The organism is Candidatus Hydrogenedentota bacterium (assembly GCA_012523015.1).
Classification (GTDB): domain Bacteria; phylum Hydrogenedentota; class Hydrogenedentia; order Hydrogenedentales; family CAITNO01; genus JAAYBJ01.
The window spans coordinates 1-17,347 of record JAAYJI010000166.1; the positions used below are offsets into that span (position 1 = coordinate 1).

A 17,347-nucleotide genomic window follows, 5' to 3' on the forward strand; every position below is an offset into this window, starting at 1 on the left:
ATCAGGATCAGTACAATGGCGACGCTTATCTTCCACCACAGCGTTTTTGAGAAACCGGTAAAGTCTCGCCAGCGCGGAGGCGGCCACCAGATACAGGAAACACGGCCTACGATATGATTGCTGGGGAGCCACCCGAAATAACGGCCGTCGCGGCTGTGCGCGCTATTATCGCCGAGAACAAGATAGGAATCGTCGGGGATGTTTGTGTACGCATCGGAATCTACAACGCCATAGGGCGCGCCCAAAGGGGACGTGTACACCTGATGTTCTGGCAGGGAATCGGGAATCTCTAAAGCGGTCCCATCGACAAAGACCTGCCCGTCTCGGATCAGGATCTTTTCTCCGGGCATGCCTACGATACGTTTCACCAAGGTTTTATGAATGGCATCTTCTTCCACACTCTTAAAAACGACAAGATCCCAACGTTCGGGCGGCGCACCGGTCCACATGCGCTTGTTCATAAAAGGAAAGCGGATTCCGTAAAACCATTTGTTTACAAAAACACGGTCTCCTTTGCCAAAACCGGGGTCTCCGTGTAAGGTCGTCTCCATGGAGCCAGAAGGGATGCGGTACGGTTCGACTAAAGCCCATCGGATAGCCAAGGCGACAAATAAGGCAATGGCGGCACTGCGAAGCCACTCAAAAATCTGTCTTCGTGTCATGCCTGCAGTAAACCAAAGGATAGCGCCCAAGATCATAAGGATAATGGAGACATAACTATGCCATGTAAACATACCGGGATTGGCTTTGCCGCTCATGTAAAATGCTGCTAAACCGATCAAAAACAGGAAGCCGCCGGGATATACAGCGGTACGAGGCAGCGCACTGACCGACTGTTCTTGGTTTCTATCCTGTTGATCGTTTCTTTTCTTCGCCATAATAAATAGCCTTAATGGAATGAGTTTAAAGGGTTATCCACGCGGGGAAAAGGGTGGAAACGGATTTATGGTAACATGAAACCAGTCAATGATACCAATGCAGAAAAAAATGGGAGATGCAGGGGGGAGACGAAAATGAAAAGGAGAGGATAGGTTTCGCGAAGGATAGGTCTTTGCTAAATGTAAATGTGTCTGAGCGCGTTTTAAATCTTTCCCCGATGAGGTGAAGCGGTAGCCGGCTAGGCAGCGTCCTCAAATGCCCCCAATAGACCTGTTTCCATAGGGATAGGTTAAAGGACCTGTTAATTACATGTTTGACGACATCTCGTCTTCAAGAATCCGTTGATATTCCATGCAGTACCGAGCTGAAGGGATTGCTTTTAGCCGTTTAAGGGGGATTGGTTTGCCACTGCCTTCGCAAACGCCATAACTCCCTTTTTTAATTCGTTCTAAGGCATCAAGAACATCGCGCAGCTGCTTGGATTCACTGCTTGCAATATTTAAAGCCGTTTCCAAATTAAAGTTGTCGGTTCCGCTTTCGGCATACCCATACAAATCAGCACCGTGCTCCCGTCCCGATTCTGTACGTGCCGCCTCTTCAATGTTTTGGATACTTGATATTAAACGATCGCGTTCTTCAATCAACATTTTTTCAAAACGTTTTAAATTGGCCTCGGAAATCATTAAAGTATCAACTCCTTTCAATATCTTTTAAAAGAACATCTTAAAAGATATTCAATCAAAAGCAAAATCACATCCATTCGCGCCCTGTAGCGCTTTATGTCGAACTTGCTTATAAAGGGCAACCTATGGTATCAGAGAAAAAAAGAATAATCAACTTTATTAAAAAGAGGTGAAAGGTGTTCCCTACTTTTTCGGCAAGAAAGGGATTGAATCTTCAAGTCAAAAATGGAGTTTCTAATTATGGAAACCAAATGAAAGTACCGACGGAACGGCTCGGTAATTCTGAACGCGCAATACGCTGTTCCCATTCGATCGAAAAGGCTTGCGGCGATCGCGAGGCGTTGACAGCAATAAAAAGAATTGATCCGTCAGGGTTTTGAAAGGCAATGTGATTAAAGAGGCGCGTTTCTTTGACATCGCTATTGATTCTGACAGCGTCACGTTGGATGAAATTCATGAATTGACCGTAGAGGAAGTAGTCGGAGCGGTATTGAACACTCAAATCCTGTTTTAATTCAATACAAGTGGCGTCGGCTTTATGGGGACCTCTATTGGGCTGTCGTTTCTCATCCAAGATTGTTACCCATGCGTTGTAGCTCCGCGACCAATTCCTGAAAATATCGGTGATCAAGGAAGCGCCCGCTGCGCCAAAAACAGAGCCTTCCGTAAAAAAGATATCTTTATCCGGATAGTTTTCTTTCAGATGTTTTTGCGCGCTCACTTTACCTTCATACAAATGAAAGGCAGTTCCCTCAACATAAACGGCACTGGCGGGGTTGGCGATGATTGTTCGCGGAAAGTCGAGATTATTCCAGTTATGATCCCAGCACCACACGGCTGTTTTAATGCCCTGTTCTTTAAAGAGCGGGCCCAGATGATCCTTGATAAAATCGCGCTGTTCTTCTCCGGTCCATAACGTGGTCGGGTAGTCTTTATGAGACATACGCGGTTCATTTTGCAAGGTAATCGCGTGAATAGGAATGCCTTCCGCTGCATAGGCTTCAATATAGCGCGCCAAGTACAGTGCCCATAGGTCGTAATACTCGGGTTTCACCGAACCGCCGCCAAGAGTTCCGCTCGTCTTCATCCACGCGGGAGGACTCCAGGGGGAGGCAAAGAAAAGAATATCAGGATTATATTCCATGGATTTCTTGATGACGGGAATCAGGTATGCCCGATCTTTTTCTATGGAAAAATGCGTTAATTCAGGATCTGTTTGCCCGGCCGGTAAATCATCATAGGTGTAATAAGCCTCGCCGATGAAGTCGCTGGCACCGATGCACAGACGCATCAGATTCATGCCGATACCCTCTATGGGGCACACCAATTTTTTGATGACTTCGTTGCGAGTTGTCTCCGGTAATTTAAATAAATTTTCGCAGGTGGCATGGTCCCAAGAAGAACCTAAGCCGAGCACGGGTTGATAGGTTGTCGCCGCCGTAACACGAACGAGGAGGGGATCACAGGGACAGGGTTCCTCCCAGGCAATATCCATCTCCCGAGAAAGTTGTTTTTTCCCGTCCTGCGTGCTTAACCAGAACGAAACATCGGTCGTTGCCTGTGCTTTTTTCACCGGCGTAACTGCCAATAAACAGGCGCCAAAAATAATCAAGAGGGAACTGAAGGATATGTGAAATCGATAGGTGTTCATAACCAATATTTTCTTTATGGTTGATTCATGATATTGTTTGTAGTTTGAGAGAAGCCGAAATTGAATTTTCTACAGTTTTTCAAGGATCACAATTGTCGCATCAGACCGGATTTCCGTTTGCGGTGATTATCATAAAATACCAAAGTTACAAGCAATGTGCCCACAAGGATCTGTTGCCAGTGTACATTAATATCGTGGAGGTTACAGAAATTTTGCAGTACCGTCATAATGAGTGCGCCGGCAATGGCGACAAAAGCGCCGCCTTCTCCGCCGGCAAGACTGGCACCGCCGATGACGCAAGCCGCCACAGCATTCAGTTCATACATTTGCAATTCTGTCGGTGAGGCGACGCCGCTTCGCGACGCCATCATCATGCCGCCGAATCCTGCGCAAGCGCCGCTGATCGTATATGCGCCGATACGTATCCAATCTACAGGCACCCCGGATAACCGTGCCGCTTCATTGTTGCCGCCTACGGCGTAGAGGGACCGCCCGAACCGGGTGTAGCGCAACATAAAGGCGATTATTGCCGCGAGTCCAAACATCAATCCTGTTGGAAGCCACCAACCGCGCGTGCCGCCGAGCCACGAAAAGCTGTCGGGAAGGTTGAAGATGGGAACGGCTCCTGATGCGATGAGCGCGAAACCGCGCGCTGCCATCATCATGCCAAGGGTCACGATAAAAGGAGGGATACGCCCTTTGGCGACCAATAGACCACTGACCACGCCGCAAACGAGACCGGTTCCGGTACCAATAAAAATCCCGGGAAGGACGGGTACGCCGTGGTTCACCATGGCAATGCAGCCGACCACGCCGCCTAAAGCCGCCACACTGCCAACGGACAAATCAATGCCTGCCGTCAAAATGACCAGCAATTGGCCCAAGGCTAAAATCCCAACGACCGCTGTCCGCTGCATGACATTTTGCATGTTTTCGGGTGAACGAAATAGGGGGGACGCAAAAGCGAGAACGATACACAGCAGCGCTAAAATAAAGATAGGAGAATGTTTCGCGATAAAATTACCCATAAGTTTCCTGTCTTAAACGATGAATGGCGGCAACCAAAATATCGTGTTTGTTTATCCGGTAAAATAGAGATAGAGACTTAAAATAAGAAGCAAAATAAGAACAGAATTGATAATATCCCATCGATTCCAACTTGCCCGCACATGGCGGCGTTCCTCGGGGGTCGTCGATGCAAAGCAAAGGTTTTCGATCTGCGCGGCAGCCGGCGCCGGCGTGAGCAAGCTGAACAGTACCAAGGTGAAACAGCAATATACAAATAGGATAACGCCGAAGATCAAAAAGTTAATGCTGCCGTAGGCAATCAATGTACGCAGGATAAGGGGCAGGGCGCTCGCCTCTGTTGCCGTATAGTATCCTGCCAGAACCTGACAACTCAGCTTCGTCAATCCTAAAACAAAGCCGGACAGTAAGGTGATGACGGCGCCGGTTCCGTTAATGCGCTTCCAGAATACACCTAGGAAAAAGACGGCGGTCATGGGCGGAGCAAGATAGCCTTGTACATTTTGCAGATATTCATATAGGGCGCCGGATACATGGCGCATGGCGGGAATCCACAATAAACCAAGGGCTACGATTACCATGGTCGCAAGGCGTCCTACAAAGACCATTTCGCGCTCCGACGAATCGGGCTTCAATTTTTTGTAAATGTCGATGGTGAACAGTGTTGAGCAGGAATTGAAGAGGGAGGATAAGGAACTCATGAGCGCAGCAAGGAGCCCCGCCACCACCAATCCCCGCAATCCCGAGGGCAGCAATTGACTCACCAAGGCGGGAAAGGCTTGGTCTGTATCGTTGAGTTGAAGCAGTCCTTTTTGGGATAAGGCGTAGGCGATCATGCCGGGAATGATAAATAAAAACACGGGGGTCAGTTTCAAATAGGCGCCGAAAATCGTGCCCCGCCGTGCGAGCTTCAGATTGCGTGCCGCCAATGTTCGCTGAACGATGTACTGGTCTGTACACCAGTACCACAGGCCTGTAATCGGAGCGGCGAAAAGCATCCCTACCCAAGGAAATTCAGGATCGTTCCATGGCCGCCACAAATTGAAACGGGCACTGCCGCTGATTTCGCGCAGTTCTCCCCAACCGCCCAAATGATACAAGCCGATGGCGGTCATGCACAGGGAACCGAGGATGAGCACCACGGTTTGCGCGGCATCTGTATAAACGACGGCGCGCAATCCACCAAATATAGTGTACACGCCGGTAATCAATACGACGAATACGGCTCCTAACCAAAAACTGTTGATTCCCCCTATCTCTAGTTCGGGTAAAAGCGTTTGGATAACCACTGCGCCCGCGTAAACCGTGACACTGACTTTTGTAAAGACGTAGGCCATGAGACTGACCAAAGAGAGGATCCAGCGGGTCGCGGCATTATAACGTTTCTCTAAAAATTCCGGCATCGTATAGACCCCGGAACGATAATAAAAGGGGACAAGGACCCATCCCAAGACGAGAAGACACCAAGCGTGCAATTCGTAATGGGCCATGGCGACCCCGCTTTTAGCGCCCGATTCGGCAAGGCCTACAAGGTGTTCAGAGCCTATGTTTGAAGCGAAGAGAGAAGCACCAATGACAAACCAGCCTATGTTGCGCCCTGCCAAAAAATAATCGGCAGAAGTTTCTTGTTTGCGCATGGTATACACAATCACGCCTGCGAGCAAGGCAAAATAGGCCGCTATCATTAACCAGTCAAAGGTGGTAAATGAAACCATACGAAATACCCCTTCTCAATTGTAGTGTTAGTTGTGTACACAGATTATAGTGTACCCAGAATTATAGGGGGTGATTCAATACGGAGGGCTTGCGAAGCCTCCTCTTTGTTTTTCCCTTTGCCGGTTCTTATACTTTCCAAAGCAAAGAATTCCTTATGTTTGCTAGAATACTTTTTGCAGTGAGGACAAAAAGCGAATTCACAGCCGGTCTTCTTGTAAGATATAAGAAAATACAACTTATTAATTTGGAGGAATAATGAAACAGATCGCACTTGCCGTAGGCGCTCATCCCGACGATATCGAATTTATGATGGCGGGAACGTTGATGTTGTTGGAACGGGCAGGCTACGAGATACACGTTTTTATTGTGGCATCAGGAAGCTGCGGCACCATGACCACTGATCGTGAGACGACGGCGCGTATTCGCCTCGCTGAGGCAAAAAATGCGGCACAGGTAATGAAGGCGCATTTTCACGCTCCTTTGGTCGATGATTTGGAAGTACTCTATACGCTTCCTTTGTTGAGTCGTGTCGGCGCTGTGATTCGCGAAGTGCAGCCGGATATTATCTTGACCCACTCTTTGGAAGAATATATGGAAGATCATATCAATACCTGCCGCCTTGTGGTCAGCGCCGCCTTTGCCCGTGCTATGCCCAATTTTATAACCGACCCGGAAAAAACACCCTATCAAAAAGATACGGTTCTTTACCATTGCCTGCCCTATGGGTTACGTGATCAATTCGGCAAGAAAATCGCGCCCGACTTTTTTGTGGATATTAGCGAAGTTCAAGAACTTAAAACACAGGCGCTTGCTTGCCATGAAAGTCAAAAACTCTGGTTGGATCAAAGCCAGGGCTTAGACAGTTATCTGATCGCTATGGCGGATATGGAGAAGACGGTAGGGCAGATGTCCGGATATTTTGAACAGGCAGAAGGCTGGCGTTTTCATAATCCCCTTGGTTTTTGTGCGGCAGGAACGAATCCGCTCGAAAAAGCATTGTCGAAAAATTATTATGAGCCAAAGCCCTAGTGAAGCCGCTAAAAAGCGAAAGGGAATAAGATAGACAAAAATACCGAAAAACAGAACTTTTTCATGCTCTGTCTTCGTGTTACCTTCTTCAACAACCTTTCAAAAATCCTCTTTAGGCTTGCAACAATTAGAGTTAATAACCTTGCCTAGGAAGGGCTTCCTATATCTGTTTAATCCGGCATGTTTACTCCACTTAAGGTTTAATTCCTTTAATATCAATAGGATAATGTTATAAAGGGCATTTTCTTGCCCCTACGTATAGGCTGTGGATAGCTTGTGGATAACTCACGCTTCAGTGTTTCTTTGAATCGTGGATAATGCGAATTTGAGATATAGATTCTGTTGCGGGTTCTTTTGTGAGATCCTCAGTAAATGCCCTATAATTGTTCTTGTTTTTGGTCTTGTAGAAAGGGAGAATAATGTGTATGCCCCAAGATAAAGGAGGCATCACTCCTGAAGCGGTCAAGGAGTACCGCTGAACGCAATGGGTTTTGCCCATAAAGTCTTATTGTTTTATAGGTACTAATCTTAAAAAAGTAAAGTGTCTTATGTGAATGATTTGTAAGCTGCTAAATCAACTGCCTGAGGGAATCCGTTCCCCATTTATAGCTGTCAAAGACGGCAGACAACAAGGCTTGGTCTTTCATGAAGGATCAACGGCGATTCAACAAGCCCTTTTTAAAGAGGAGGGCTGCGAAGCGCTTTCGACTCTCGGGCGGGGAAGCATGCTGAAGTTTGAGTGGCTCCCCGGGCGGTGGGGTATTCTGCGCCAATTTCTACGGGGCGGCATGATGAAATATGTGTTGCGCCGCTATTATTTATTTGATAATCGCCCCTTATCTGAATTTTCGCTTCATGCCCGTATCCTGCAATTGGGGCTTCCTGTGCCGCGGCTGCTGGGCGTTCGGTGGCTTCGCATTGGATTCTTCTATACAGGCGCTTTAGCCACAGAGGCTTTGGAAGGGGAAGATTTGGCGCAATGGCTGGATCTTTTTAAAGAGGATTTGGAGAGGTGCAGACCGGTGCTCTTTGCCTGTGGTCAAGCCATCCGTGAAATGCATGATGCCGATGTGCTTCATGCCGATTTACAAGTAAAAAATATCTTTATAAGCGGCGGCATCCCTTTCCTCTTAGATTTTGACAGGGCCGTCATTGGAAAAAGTGTATCCCTATTCAGGCGTCAATGTAATCTCCTCCGTCTCCGTCGCTCTTTTCTAAAGCTTGGGTACCGCCGGCAGTTTTTTGATATAGTACTGGAGGGTTATGGAGCCATCTCTTTCAATAAATGGCTTGATAGGTATTATAAGATCAAGGGGCACTTGTCGGATGCTGTATCTTTTCGGAGAATTCCCGGGAAATGACTGAAGATATTCATAAACAACGCGAATCTAGGGTGATATGTCCGCCGGGCTTTAAAATATTGAAGTCCTGGTATCGTCGAGTCTATGCGCGTCAAGATCTCAATAAGGAACAAATTCAATCTCTTTTATCGGCCGATAAAGAACTGGTCAAAAAGACCAAAAAAACAAGTGTTAGCACGGTCGGCGATTGGATTATTAAGGAGCGCCGCTCTTCCTTTCTTTTAGGGATGTGCATCCCTTTCAGAAATAATAACAAACACCGGCTCCCTTGGCGGGCGGGCAATTATCTGCGTATGTATGGCATTCACGTGGCGGAACCCTTGGCCTATGTGGAGCGGAAGGTTGCCGGGGTAGTCGTGAAGAGTTGGTATATATTTCGCAATCTCAACCATTGCCGAGACGTTGAAAGTTATCTGAGTGAACTGATTTTGGCAGGCGTGACGAAAGAAAGCCTCTCCGATTTTTTGCATCATCTTGCCCTTGCCGTAAAGGAACTGGAGACTGTGCAGGCTTATCATGCTGATCTTTCCGGTAAAAATATTTATACGGCAGACGGCAAGAATTTCTATTTCATTGATTTGGAAGCGGTGCAATTTAACGTGGAGTATGACGCCAAGAAACGAATGAAAAATCATGTTCAGTTATATGATTCTTTTTGTGATGCTCTCTCAGACCTCTTGCTAGTCCCCTTTTTGGGAGCGTTGATGCATGAGTCTCTGGATTTGCGCGTGTGGATGCCGGAAGTACGTAAGGCACAAAAGGAGCGGAGGGCACAGGTGGAGGCGTCTTGGGCGAAGCACGGCCAACCGGAACGGATTAACCCTTTGCGCGCCTTTCGCGTACACATTTGATTATAGCGAGCCTGAAGAGAAAAGAAGATGACTCAGAAACTTTACAATTATTCACGCCTGTGCCTACACACGATGACCACCAAACCGTGGTCGCTGGAAGAAGCGATTGACGGATACACAAAGGCGGGAATACCCGGTATCACGGTTTGGCGAAATCATCTGGAGCCTTATGGCGCTAAAGAAGCGGGCAAAAGACTGCGTGAATCGGGGCTGCACGTTGTCAGCCTATGCCGAGGCGGTTTTTTCCCGGCAGCGGGAGCGCAAGCCCGCCAAGATGCACGGGATGAAAATAAGCGCATCATTGATGAGGCTGCAGAAATTGGCGCGCCCCTTGTCGTATTGGTTTGTGGCGCCGTCCCGGGTATACCCTTGCCCGACGCCCGCCAACATATTACGGATGGCATCGCCGCTGTCCTGCCTCATGCAGAATCGGCGGGAGTGCGTCTAGCGATCGAAGCACTGCACCCCATGTATGCCGACGATCGAAGCGCTGTGAATACCTTAGAGCAGGCGAACAATATGGTCACTATCCTAGCTTCACCGTGGCTGGGGGTGTGTGTGGACGTGTACCATGTTTGGTGGGATCCCATGTTGAAATCGGAAATTTCCCGAGCCGGCCAAAAGATCTTTGCTTTTCATGTTTCAGATTGGCGCACACCTACCCGCCATCTTTTAAATGATCGCGGCATGATGGGCGAGGGATGTATCAATATCCCCTTGATTCGCGGATGGGTGGAGGATGCCGGTTTCCAAGGCTTTATAGAAGTGGAACTATTCTCGGATCAATTTTGGGCATGGGATCAGTCTGCCTTAGTGGAGCGCATACAGCAAAGCTATTTGACTGCTGTGTAAATGGCGCTTACGAAAGGTCAGCTCTTCTTTGGCAGCGCCACGTGAGAAGCGCCGGTACAGCGGACGGGCGACTAATCGCTCACGTCGATTGTGCCCGGTCCTTTTCCTGCTCGTTTTTCGTATTGCCCTTTACCGCTGCGTACGTACTTGGTAAATCCGTGCTTCTCCACATTGGCATCACTGAGCATTTCTTTTGCTTGTCGTGAATTGCCCCATCCTGCAATATGGGGCGCGGTAAAGACCCGCTTAACAGGTCGTCCTGTTTCAGGATGCACCGTTAGAGGCGGATCATTCATCCCATGGATCACCTCAAAGCATTCTCCGTCTGAACCATCTTCATTGATTATTTGGTAGGTGTAGACAGGCAACGTAGTTCCTCAACTGATTTATAAACGCTTGGAACAAGGCAAGGCTTTGGCGCGTTCGTATTCCGTAATTTTTTCTTCATGCTGCAAGGTGAGTCCGATTTGATCCCAACCATTGAGCAGGCGATCGCGTAAAAAAGGCTGAATTGTGAAATCAATACTGCTTCCGTCAGGCTTGATAATTTTCTGGCTTTGAAGATCTACAGTGAGCGTGTAGCCCTCCGTATTGCGTACTTCTTCGAACAAAGCCTGCACCGTATCATGATCCAAGGTGATCGGGAGCAACGCATTGTTGAAACAATTGTTATAAAAGATGTCTGCAAAGGAAGGCGCGATCAAGGCACGGAAACCGTAGTCAGACAATGCCCATGGCGCATGTTCACGGGAAGAACCGCAGCCAAAATTATCTTTGGTCAATAAAATGCTTGCATTATGATAGCGGGGCGCATTCAGTTCGAAATCTGAGTTCGGGATTTTTCCGTCATCCTCATAGCGCCAATCGTAAAAGAGCACGTCGCCGTAGCCGGTACGTTCAATACGCTTCAAAAATTGTTTGGGTATGATTTGGTCCGTATCGACGTTCATCGCTTCGAGGGGTGCAACAATGCCCTGATGGGTTGTGAACGATTTCATTATGGGATCCTCTCTTTATGTAAAGCCTTTTTTATACTTCTTTATATTCCCAGTCACGGATATCAACAAAATGACCGGCTACTGCCGCAGCTGCTGCCATGGCGGGACTGACAAGGTGGGTGCGTCCGCCTTTGCCTTGACGCCCTTCGAAGTTTCGGTTGGATGTGGATGCGCAGCGTTGGCCCGGTTTAAGGCGGTCATCATTCATGGCGAGACACATGGAGCAGCCCGGTTCGCGCCATTCGCATCCGGCTTCAATAAAAATCTTGTCCAGTCCTTCTTCTTCGGCCTGTTTCTTGACAATGCTGGATCCGGGCACTACGAGCACCTGCAGAGAATCCGCTTTTTTACGACCTTCAAATACTTTTGCAGCGGCACGAAGGTCTTCCATTCTGCCGTTGGTGCAGGATCCAATAAAGACCATTTCCGGAGCAATCGATTCCATCGGTGTACCCGGTTCCAACCCCATATAAGCCAGAGCTTTGATACAAGCCGCGCGCTTGTCGGGATCTTCAATTTCATCAGGTATGGGGACAGCCCCTTTGATTCCGGTCACCATTTCCGGAGAGGTTCCCCATGAAACCTGCGGTTGGATGGACGGCGCGTCCAATTCGATAACCGTATCATAGGTACAGTCGGGATCAGATGCCCATTGTTTCCACCCTTCTACCATTTCGTTCCAATCTCTGTTTTTCGGGAGGAAGGGACGGCCTTTCAAGTATTCAAAGGTGGTTTCTTCGGGAGAGATCAGTCCAGCACGGGCTCCCGCTTCAATACTCATATTGCACATGGTCATGCGCGCTTCCATGCTCATGTTGCGCACAGCTTCGCCTGTATATTCAATCACATGACCATTGCCGCCGGAGGTGCCAATATGACCGATAATCGCAAGAATAATATCTTTGGAGGGCAGTCCGGGGGGGAGCGCGCCGTTGATGCGTATTTCCATGGTTAAGGATCTTTTTTGCAACAAGGTCTGTGTCGCCAGCACATGCTCCACTTCACTGGTGCCGATACCATGAGCAAGGGCTCCGAAAGCGCCATGAGTCGAGGTGTGGGAGTCGCCGCATACGATGGTCATGCCCGGTCGAGTCAGACCGAGTTCAGGACCGATCACATGAACGATCCCGTTACGTGGATCATACATATCGAAACATTCGACGCCAAATTCCTTACAATTGTGCTTTAAGGTTTCCACCTGTGCCCGGCTCAGTTGATCCGCTATGGGCAGTGCACGGCTGGTCGTTGGAATATTATGATCCATGGTTGCGAAGGTGAGATCCGGACGACGTACCGATCTATCTGATAAACGAAGTCCTTCAAAAGCTTGTGGTGAAGTTACTTCATGGACAAAATGCCGATCAATGTAGAGAATAGCATCTTGACCATCAGTTTCGTGTACGACGTGGGCGTCCCATATCTTCTCATATATGGTTTTTGCCATGATTATTGGTTCCTTTTTATTGCTTGAATAGAGCATTACGGTATGGAGTCCTGTTGCAGAAACAACACGCGCGTCAGCGATAAGATTCCTGACCTTGCAACATAGGAAACACCGTTGTCATCCAAAGTTTTGCATCCTTATGGAAATCATACCTCTAAAATAGTCAGTAGATCAATTTTATCGCACTGAAGTCATGTGATATGCTTTGATTCTGGTAAAGTTATAGGAAAGCACATACACTGTTTTCAGAACGTTTCTTCTATGCAAAGCAAAGGTGAAATAACATGACCATGCTTATCACTGCGTTGCTGCTTGCCGGATATATGCAGACCGAGGCACTGCTCAATGGACCTGTGCCGGCCGATGTTCCCACCTTTAAGGTTACGCTCGGTTCCGGCCCGGACTTTTATGCCGGGATACGTATCAACGGGGCGTGGGTTATGGATCATACACACGAAATCAAAGCGACTCAAGTCGTTGAATTTGTTCCTGATGATCCCTTTTATACGGGCACCTTAAATCGCACCATGATGCGTAATGCCGTTGTTTCCTATGAAATTCCTGCCATGCGGAAAAAACGTTTGGAAGAGCTTTGGACAAGCCACGGCTACAAGTTTCTCAGCACCCGCTCCGGCGTACGTGCGGTTAAGGAGCAAGATGTTGAGATGGCAGAAACTGCCCGAGAAATGGCCGCTTCCCTTCAGGCGAAGCAAAGCTCTTCAAAAACAGATCAATCCTCGTCAGCTGATGAAATGCCCCCGGTCAATACGGAAAATGCATTCAGCCCCACTGTACTGTGGAGCGCAAGAATTTGCATTGCTGTAGGAACCATACTGTTATTGGCATTGCTTGTTGTGTATGCCCGTAAAACAATAGGCGCGTGACAAAATAGCTGACGTTAGATAATTTGTCATTGTTCCCGGCACGCCTACTTCGTTTCGAAGGGCGTGCCGAGAGGGAAGGGATAAAGCTTGATATTACCTATTAAATGTCTAATTTAGGATCAAGGGTACTGCTGATACCGATTAAAATAGAGCCTAATCCTGTAAATACTGAGCCTACAATGTAAAGGATTAACGTAGTATCCATGGCAGCCTTTTGGGGAGATTGAACACGGGCACTTACTTTTTTGAGGTGTTTCATTTTTGAGGTCTCCGTTTATTCTTCCTAGTCACTTTGTTAAAGGTAACAATCACTACCTTATATATTCTTATGATATCCTATAAGTTCCCATTTGTCAAAAAAAAGATTCTATTATTTATTGAAATGGTTAGAGGTCACGTATAACTTCCCAAATATCCCGGAGTCCTTCTCCGGTCACGCTGGAGGCAGCAATGATTAAAGCATCTTCATCTAAGCCCAGCGCTTGACGGGTGATCTCTTGTTGTTTTTTTCGCAGTGCACGTTTCACTTTGTCAATTTTGGTCGTAACGATGAGGGTAGGCTTTTCGATTTCTTCGAGTAAGTCCAATATGTGCAAGTCATTATCCATGGGTTCGTGGCGTCCATCTAAAAGTAAGACAATAAGCTGCAGCGAGACTCTGTCCTGTAAATACGCCATCATATGACGGCCCCATTCTTCCTTGACCGATTTTGCGACACGAGCATAACCGTAGCCCGGCAAATCAACAAAGTAACGTTTTTTCTCTACTTCGAAGAAATTGATAGTCTGTGTTTTACCCGGTTTGCCGCTGGTTTTCGCCAGGCCTTTGCTGCCCAACAAGGCATTGAGCAAACTAGATTTGCCCACATTAGACCGACCAATGAAAGCGATTTCCGGCAAATTTGTTTTGGGAAACTGATCAGCCTGTAGAACACTGCATATGAAACGAGCCTCAATCGGGCGTACCATTCAGTCACCTCATTTTTTCGGGGATTTTTTGACTCCAGCCTTTGTTTTTTTTGCGTCCGTTTTCCCTTGATCCGGAAAGATGACGGCAAGGGCGTCTTCCACCGTGTCAATAAGAACAAAACGCAAGTCTTCCAGTACCTCGGAGGGTAGATCGGGGAAATCCTTTTCGTTTTCACGGGGTAATAAAACCGTTGTAATACCGGCACGCCGCGCGGCAAGGACTTTCTCTTTCACACCGCCTACAGGCAGTATTTTTCCGCGTAAGGTAATTTCACCGGTCATGGCAGTGGCGGATTGGGGCCGGATTCCCGTTACAGCGGACAATAAAGACACGATCATGGCCAATCCGGCAGAAGGTCCGTCTTTAGGAATGGCGCCTTCGGGAACGTGGACATGAATGTCAATGTTTTTATAAAAGTCTTCGGCTAACTTCCATTTGCCTGCGTTGGCACGAATATAAGAAAAGGCGGCCTTTGCCGATTCTTTCATCACGTCCCCTAATTGACCGGTAAGGAGCAGATCACCTTTGCCCGGCATTGTGCTGGTTTCGACTCGAAGCGTTTCGCCGCCTGTAGGGGTCCATGCCATGCCGATGGCAACGCCAACATCAGATTCGACTTCGCGAAGGGTATCGCCATAAGGCGGAGGTCCGAGCAATCTATGAATTTGATCTGCACAGATTACTTTTTCTCGGTCTTCGTTGTTGTCCACGATTTTACGTGCTACTTTACGGCAGACGCTGGCTAATGAACGTTCCAATTCGCGCACGCCCGCTTCACGGGTGTAGCGTTGGATAAGTGTATTTAATCCTTCATCGGTAAAATCGATATCTTCATTTTGAATACCGCTCTCTTTGATGGTGCGCGGAATCAAAAAGATACGGGCAATCTTCATTTTTTCTTCGTGCGTATAGCCGGGCAAGCGAACAATTTCCATGCGGTCTTGGAGTGGGAAGGGAATGTTGTATTCGTTGTTGGCAGTTGTGATGAAAAAGACTTCCGACAAATCGAAACCCACTTCAAGAAAATGATCACTGAAATGATTGTTTTGCTCAGGGTCGAGGGCCTCAAGAAGCGCGGAGGAAGGATCGCCGCGAAAATCAACACTCATCTTATCAATTTCATCAAGCATAAACACGGGATTTTTTACACGGGCATCCTTCATGCTTTGAATGATTCGTCCGGGCATGGCCCCTACATAGGTGCGGCGATGACCGCGTATTTCGGCCTCATCGCGCACACCGCCCAAGGATACGCGCACGAATTTGCGGTTCATCGCTTTCGCAATGGATTGACCGAGGGAAGTTTTTCCCACACCGGGCGGGCCAACCAAACAGAGGATAGGGCCGCGGCCATGGGGATTGAGTTTGCGAACAGCAAGGAATTCCAAAATCCGTTCTTTGACTTTTTTAAGTCCGAAATGATCGGTATCAAGTACTTCGCTAGCTTTGTTGATGTCTAAGGTATCTTTGGTGCGTTTTGACCAAGGTACATCACAGAGCCATTCGAGATAGCCGCGCAAGACAGCACTTTCAGGGCTCATCAGGGGCAGCCGTTCATAGCGTTGGTATTCCCGTTCCGCCTTCTCCTTCACCGCCTTCGGCATGCGCGACTTTTCGATCATCTCCTGCAATTCGGTAAACTCATTTGCACCGTCGTCGCGTGTACCCAATTCTTGTTGGATAATGCGCACTTGTTCCTGTAAGTAGTGTTCTCGCTGGCTTCTTTCCAGCTGTTCGCGCACTCGGTTACGTACCTGTTGTTCAATTTGGTTGAGTTCAATTTCCCGATAAAGGAGCATCGCCATTTTTTCAAGACGCTCCTTGATCTTTAAACACCCCAGTAGGTTCTGTCGTTCTTCCACATTCACAAACAAGAAGGCACAGATCGTATCAGCAAAGAGGTTGGGATCCGTCATATTTTGAATGGTGAGAAATATCTCGGGGGCAATGCGTTGGGTGAGTTTCACATACTCTTCGAACTGGGTGAGTACAAGCCGCATAAGCGCGACTAATTCTTCATCGTCGGGGTCTTCAATTTCGGGCTGGGATACTGTCGCCATATAGGGCATATCGGTCAGCTCAAAAGAATGTACCTTGCCTCGGTAAAGTCCTTCCACTACAACCTTAATAGAGCCATCGGGGAGCCGCATAATATTGACAATCTTTGCGACAGTGCCGACACGGTATAAAGATTTCGCAGTTGGTTCCTCAAGGGTAGGATCTTTTTGGGTGCACAAAAATAGAGGTATGTCTGTGTGAAAGGCTTTTTGAGCAGCGGCAACAGAGGCCGGTCGGCCGATAAAAAGCGGTATCACCATGTTCGGGAAAAGAACCGTATCTTTCAAAGGAACCAAGGGTAACTTTAACTTGATGTCCGAAGTTTTTTTCTTTGGTGCTGGCATAATTGAATAATCCTCTCGCCTGAAAGTGTTGCGAACACCCGGCAGCTTTTGCTATTCGTCAATACGGTGGGTAGTACATTCCTGTGTGGAACCGTACCATGCCCCCTTCGGCACTACCCAACGCCCGAATGGAGGGAGGGTTATACTAATTGGCATGAAAATTTAGGCGGAAGCAGTATTGGTATTACTGTCGATCCGTTCCTTATGTTTATCATGTTCATACACGATAATAGGATCGTCATTTTCTAGGATCATGCCCGGAGTGATTATGACTTCGCGCACGTCAGAGCGGCTTGGAATATCAAACATCAATCCCAGCATCGCTTCCTCAAGAATGGCGCGCAGTCCCCTTGCGCCTGTATCCAGAGAAATAGCTTTTTCCGCAATAGCTGCGATAGTTTCGTTTTGGAATTCCAATTTGACTTTTTCCATCTGGAAAAGCTTTTGATATTGACGTGTCAATGCATTTTTAGGTTCTACCAAAATGCGTTGGAGGTCTTCGTTCGACAGATCATGCAAGGTAGCTGTGACGGGAAGCCGACCTGAAAATTCCGGGATCATCCCGAACTTAATAAGATCTTCAGGACGTACTTGGGCCAAGA

Annotated in this window: 17 protein-coding genes; 5 read left to right on the top strand and 12 right to left on the bottom strand. The window is 47.8% G+C overall.

Annotated elements, in window-relative coordinates:
- From lepB to GX117_07380, 5 genes are all read right to left on the bottom strand, one after another.
- On the bottom strand, positions 1-878 hold an 878-nt coding region (gene lepB / locus GX117_07360; protein ID NLO33156.1), incomplete at its 3' end, for a signal peptidase I.
- Between the two features lie 306 nt (positions 879-1,184).
- Positions 1,185-1,562 carry a hypothetical protein gene (locus GX117_07365; protein ID NLO33157.1) on the bottom strand — a complete coding sequence of 126 codons (378 nt, stop codon included), beginning with the start codon at positions 1,560-1,562 and terminating at the stop codon, positions 1,185-1,187.
- 238 nt (positions 1,563-1,800) lie between these two features.
- On the bottom strand, positions 1,801-3,213 hold the full coding sequence (locus GX117_07370; protein ID NLO33158.1) for a hypothetical protein: 1,413 nt from the start codon (positions 3,211-3,213) through the stop codon (positions 1,801-1,803).
- An 86-nt stretch (positions 3,214-3,299) separates the two neighbouring features.
- The gene (locus GX117_07375) at positions 3,300-4,241 is read right to left on the bottom strand and encodes an ABC transporter permease (protein NLO33159.1); all 942 of its coding nucleotides are present in this window, start codon (positions 4,239-4,241) and stop codon (positions 3,300-3,302) included.
- 51 nt (positions 4,242-4,292) lie between these two features.
- Positions 4,293-5,954, bottom strand: coding sequence for a sodium/solute symporter (locus GX117_07380; protein NLO33160.1), 1,662 nt, complete (start codon positions 5,952-5,954; stop codon positions 4,293-4,295).
- A 256-nt stretch (positions 5,955-6,210) separates the two neighbouring features.
- On the opposite strand from GX117_07380, the gene GX117_07385 reads away from it, so the two are divergent.
- The 4 genes from GX117_07385 to GX117_07400 all read left to right on the top strand — a co-directional run bounded on the left by GX117_07385 (position 6,211) and on the right by GX117_07400 (position 10,048).
- A complete protein-coding gene (locus GX117_07385; GenBank protein NLO33161.1) occupies positions 6,211-6,984 on the top strand; it encodes an LmbE family protein in 774 nt (257 codons plus the stop codon).
- 554 nt (positions 6,985-7,538) lie between these two features.
- Complete coding sequence (locus GX117_07390; protein NLO33162.1) at positions 7,539-8,345, top strand: hypothetical protein; 807 nt, start codon at positions 7,539-7,541, stop codon at positions 8,343-8,345.
- Positions 8,342-9,196, top strand: a complete 855-nt coding sequence (locus tag GX117_07395) for a hypothetical protein (protein NLO33163.1) — start codon at positions 8,342-8,344, stop codon at positions 9,194-9,196. The genes GX117_07390 and GX117_07395 overlap by 4 nt, the downstream gene beginning before the upstream one ends.
- 27 nt (positions 9,197-9,223) lie before the next feature.
- The gene (locus GX117_07400) at positions 9,224-10,048 is read left to right on the top strand and encodes a sugar phosphate isomerase/epimerase (GenBank protein NLO33164.1); all 825 of its coding nucleotides are present in this window, start codon (positions 9,224-9,226) and stop codon (positions 10,046-10,048) included.
- 71 nt (positions 10,049-10,119) lie between these two features.
- On the opposite strand, the gene GX117_07405 is transcribed toward GX117_07400, so the two are convergent.
- The 3 genes from GX117_07405 to leuC are packed head-to-tail and all read right to left on the bottom strand — an operon-like array spanning position 10,120 to position 12,496.
- Positions 10,120-10,416: an FmdB family transcriptional regulator gene (locus GX117_07405; protein NLO33165.1), complete on the bottom strand. Its 297-nt coding sequence runs from the start codon at positions 10,414-10,416 to the stop codon at positions 10,120-10,122.
- An 18-nt stretch (positions 10,417-10,434) separates the two neighbouring features.
- The gene (gene leuD / locus GX117_07410) at positions 10,435-11,046 is read right to left on the bottom strand and encodes a 3-isopropylmalate dehydratase small subunit (GenBank protein NLO33166.1); all 612 of its coding nucleotides are present in this window, start codon (positions 11,044-11,046) and stop codon (positions 10,435-10,437) included.
- A gap of 31 nt (positions 11,047-11,077) precedes the next feature.
- Positions 11,078-12,496 (bottom strand): 3-isopropylmalate dehydratase large subunit, encoded by a 1,419-nt coding sequence (gene leuC / locus GX117_07415; GenBank protein ID NLO33167.1) that lies wholly within the window; start codon positions 12,494-12,496, stop codon positions 11,078-11,080.
- A gap of 278 nt (positions 12,497-12,774) precedes the next feature.
- Between leuC and GX117_07420 the strand changes: the two genes are divergently transcribed.
- Positions 12,775-13,374 carry a hypothetical protein gene (locus tag GX117_07420; GenBank protein NLO33168.1) on the top strand — a complete coding sequence of 200 codons (600 nt, stop codon included), beginning with the start codon at positions 12,775-12,777 and terminating at the stop codon, positions 13,372-13,374.
- A 100-nt stretch (positions 13,375-13,474) separates the two neighbouring features.
- Here the strand turns inward: GX117_07420 and GX117_07425 are convergent, their stop codons facing one another.
- The 4 genes from GX117_07425 to clpX form a co-directional block, all read right to left on the bottom strand.
- A complete protein-coding gene (locus GX117_07425) occupies positions 13,475-13,633 on the bottom strand; it encodes a hypothetical protein (protein ID NLO33169.1) in 159 nt (52 codons plus the stop codon).
- A gap of 127 nt (positions 13,634-13,760) precedes the next feature.
- Positions 13,761-14,342: a YihA family ribosome biogenesis GTP-binding protein gene (locus GX117_07430; GenBank protein ID NLO33170.1), complete on the bottom strand. Its 582-nt coding sequence runs from the start codon at positions 14,340-14,342 to the stop codon at positions 13,761-13,763.
- A gap of 9 nt (positions 14,343-14,351) precedes the next feature.
- Positions 14,352-16,745 (bottom strand): endopeptidase La, encoded by a 2,394-nt coding sequence (gene lon, locus GX117_07435; GenBank protein NLO33171.1) that lies wholly within the window; start codon positions 16,743-16,745, stop codon positions 14,352-14,354.
- Positions 16,746-16,907: 162 nt separating this feature from the next.
- Positions 16,908-17,347 (bottom strand): ATP-dependent Clp protease ATP-binding subunit ClpX (gene clpX, locus GX117_07440; protein NLO33172.1); only part of this gene is annotated, 440 nt, incomplete at its 5' end.

Bases quoted from the DNA above. Each gene is read 5' to 3' on its own strand.
- GX117_07395 (NLO33163.1), top strand. From the start codon at position 8,342: ATGACTGAAGATATTCATAAACAACGCGAATCTAGGGTGATATGTCCG.
- GX117_07420 (NLO33168.1), top strand. From the start codon at position 12,775: ATGACCATGCTTATCACTGCGTTGCTGCTTGCCGGATATATGCAGACC.
- lon (NLO33171.1), bottom strand. From the start codon at position 16,745: ATGCCAGCACCAAAGAAAAAAACTTCGGACATCAAGTTAAAGTTACCC.
- GX117_07380 (NLO33160.1), bottom strand. From the start codon at position 5,954: ATGGTTTCATTTACCACCTTTGACTGGTTAATGATAGCGGCCTATTTT.
- leuD (NLO33166.1), bottom strand. From the start codon at position 11,046: ATGAAATCGTTCACAACCCATCAGGGCATTGTTGCACCCCTCGAAGCG.
- GX117_07390 (NLO33162.1), top strand. From the start codon at position 7,539: ATGATTTGTAAGCTGCTAAATCAACTGCCTGAGGGAATCCGTTCCCCA.
- GX117_07430 (NLO33170.1), bottom strand. From the start codon at position 14,342: ATGGTACGCCCGATTGAGGCTCGTTTCATATGCAGTGTTCTACAGGCT.
- GX117_07370 (NLO33158.1), bottom strand. From the start codon at position 3,213: ATGAACACCTATCGATTTCACATATCCTTCAGTTCCCTCTTGATTATT.
- GX117_07400 (NLO33164.1), top strand. From the start codon at position 9,224: ATGACTCAGAAACTTTACAATTATTCACGCCTGTGCCTACACACGATG.
- GX117_07375 (NLO33159.1), bottom strand. From the start codon at position 4,241: ATGGGTAATTTTATCGCGAAACATTCTCCTATCTTTATTTTAGCGCTG.
- GX117_07385 (NLO33161.1), top strand. From the start codon at position 6,211: ATGAAACAGATCGCACTTGCCGTAGGCGCTCATCCCGACGATATCGAA.
- GX117_07365 (NLO33157.1), bottom strand. From the start codon at position 1,562: ATGATTTCCGAGGCCAATTTAAAACGTTTTGAAAAAATGTTGATTGAA.
- GX117_07425 (NLO33169.1), bottom strand. From the start codon at position 13,633: ATGAAACACCTCAAAAAAGTAAGTGCCCGTGTTCAATCTCCCCAAAAG.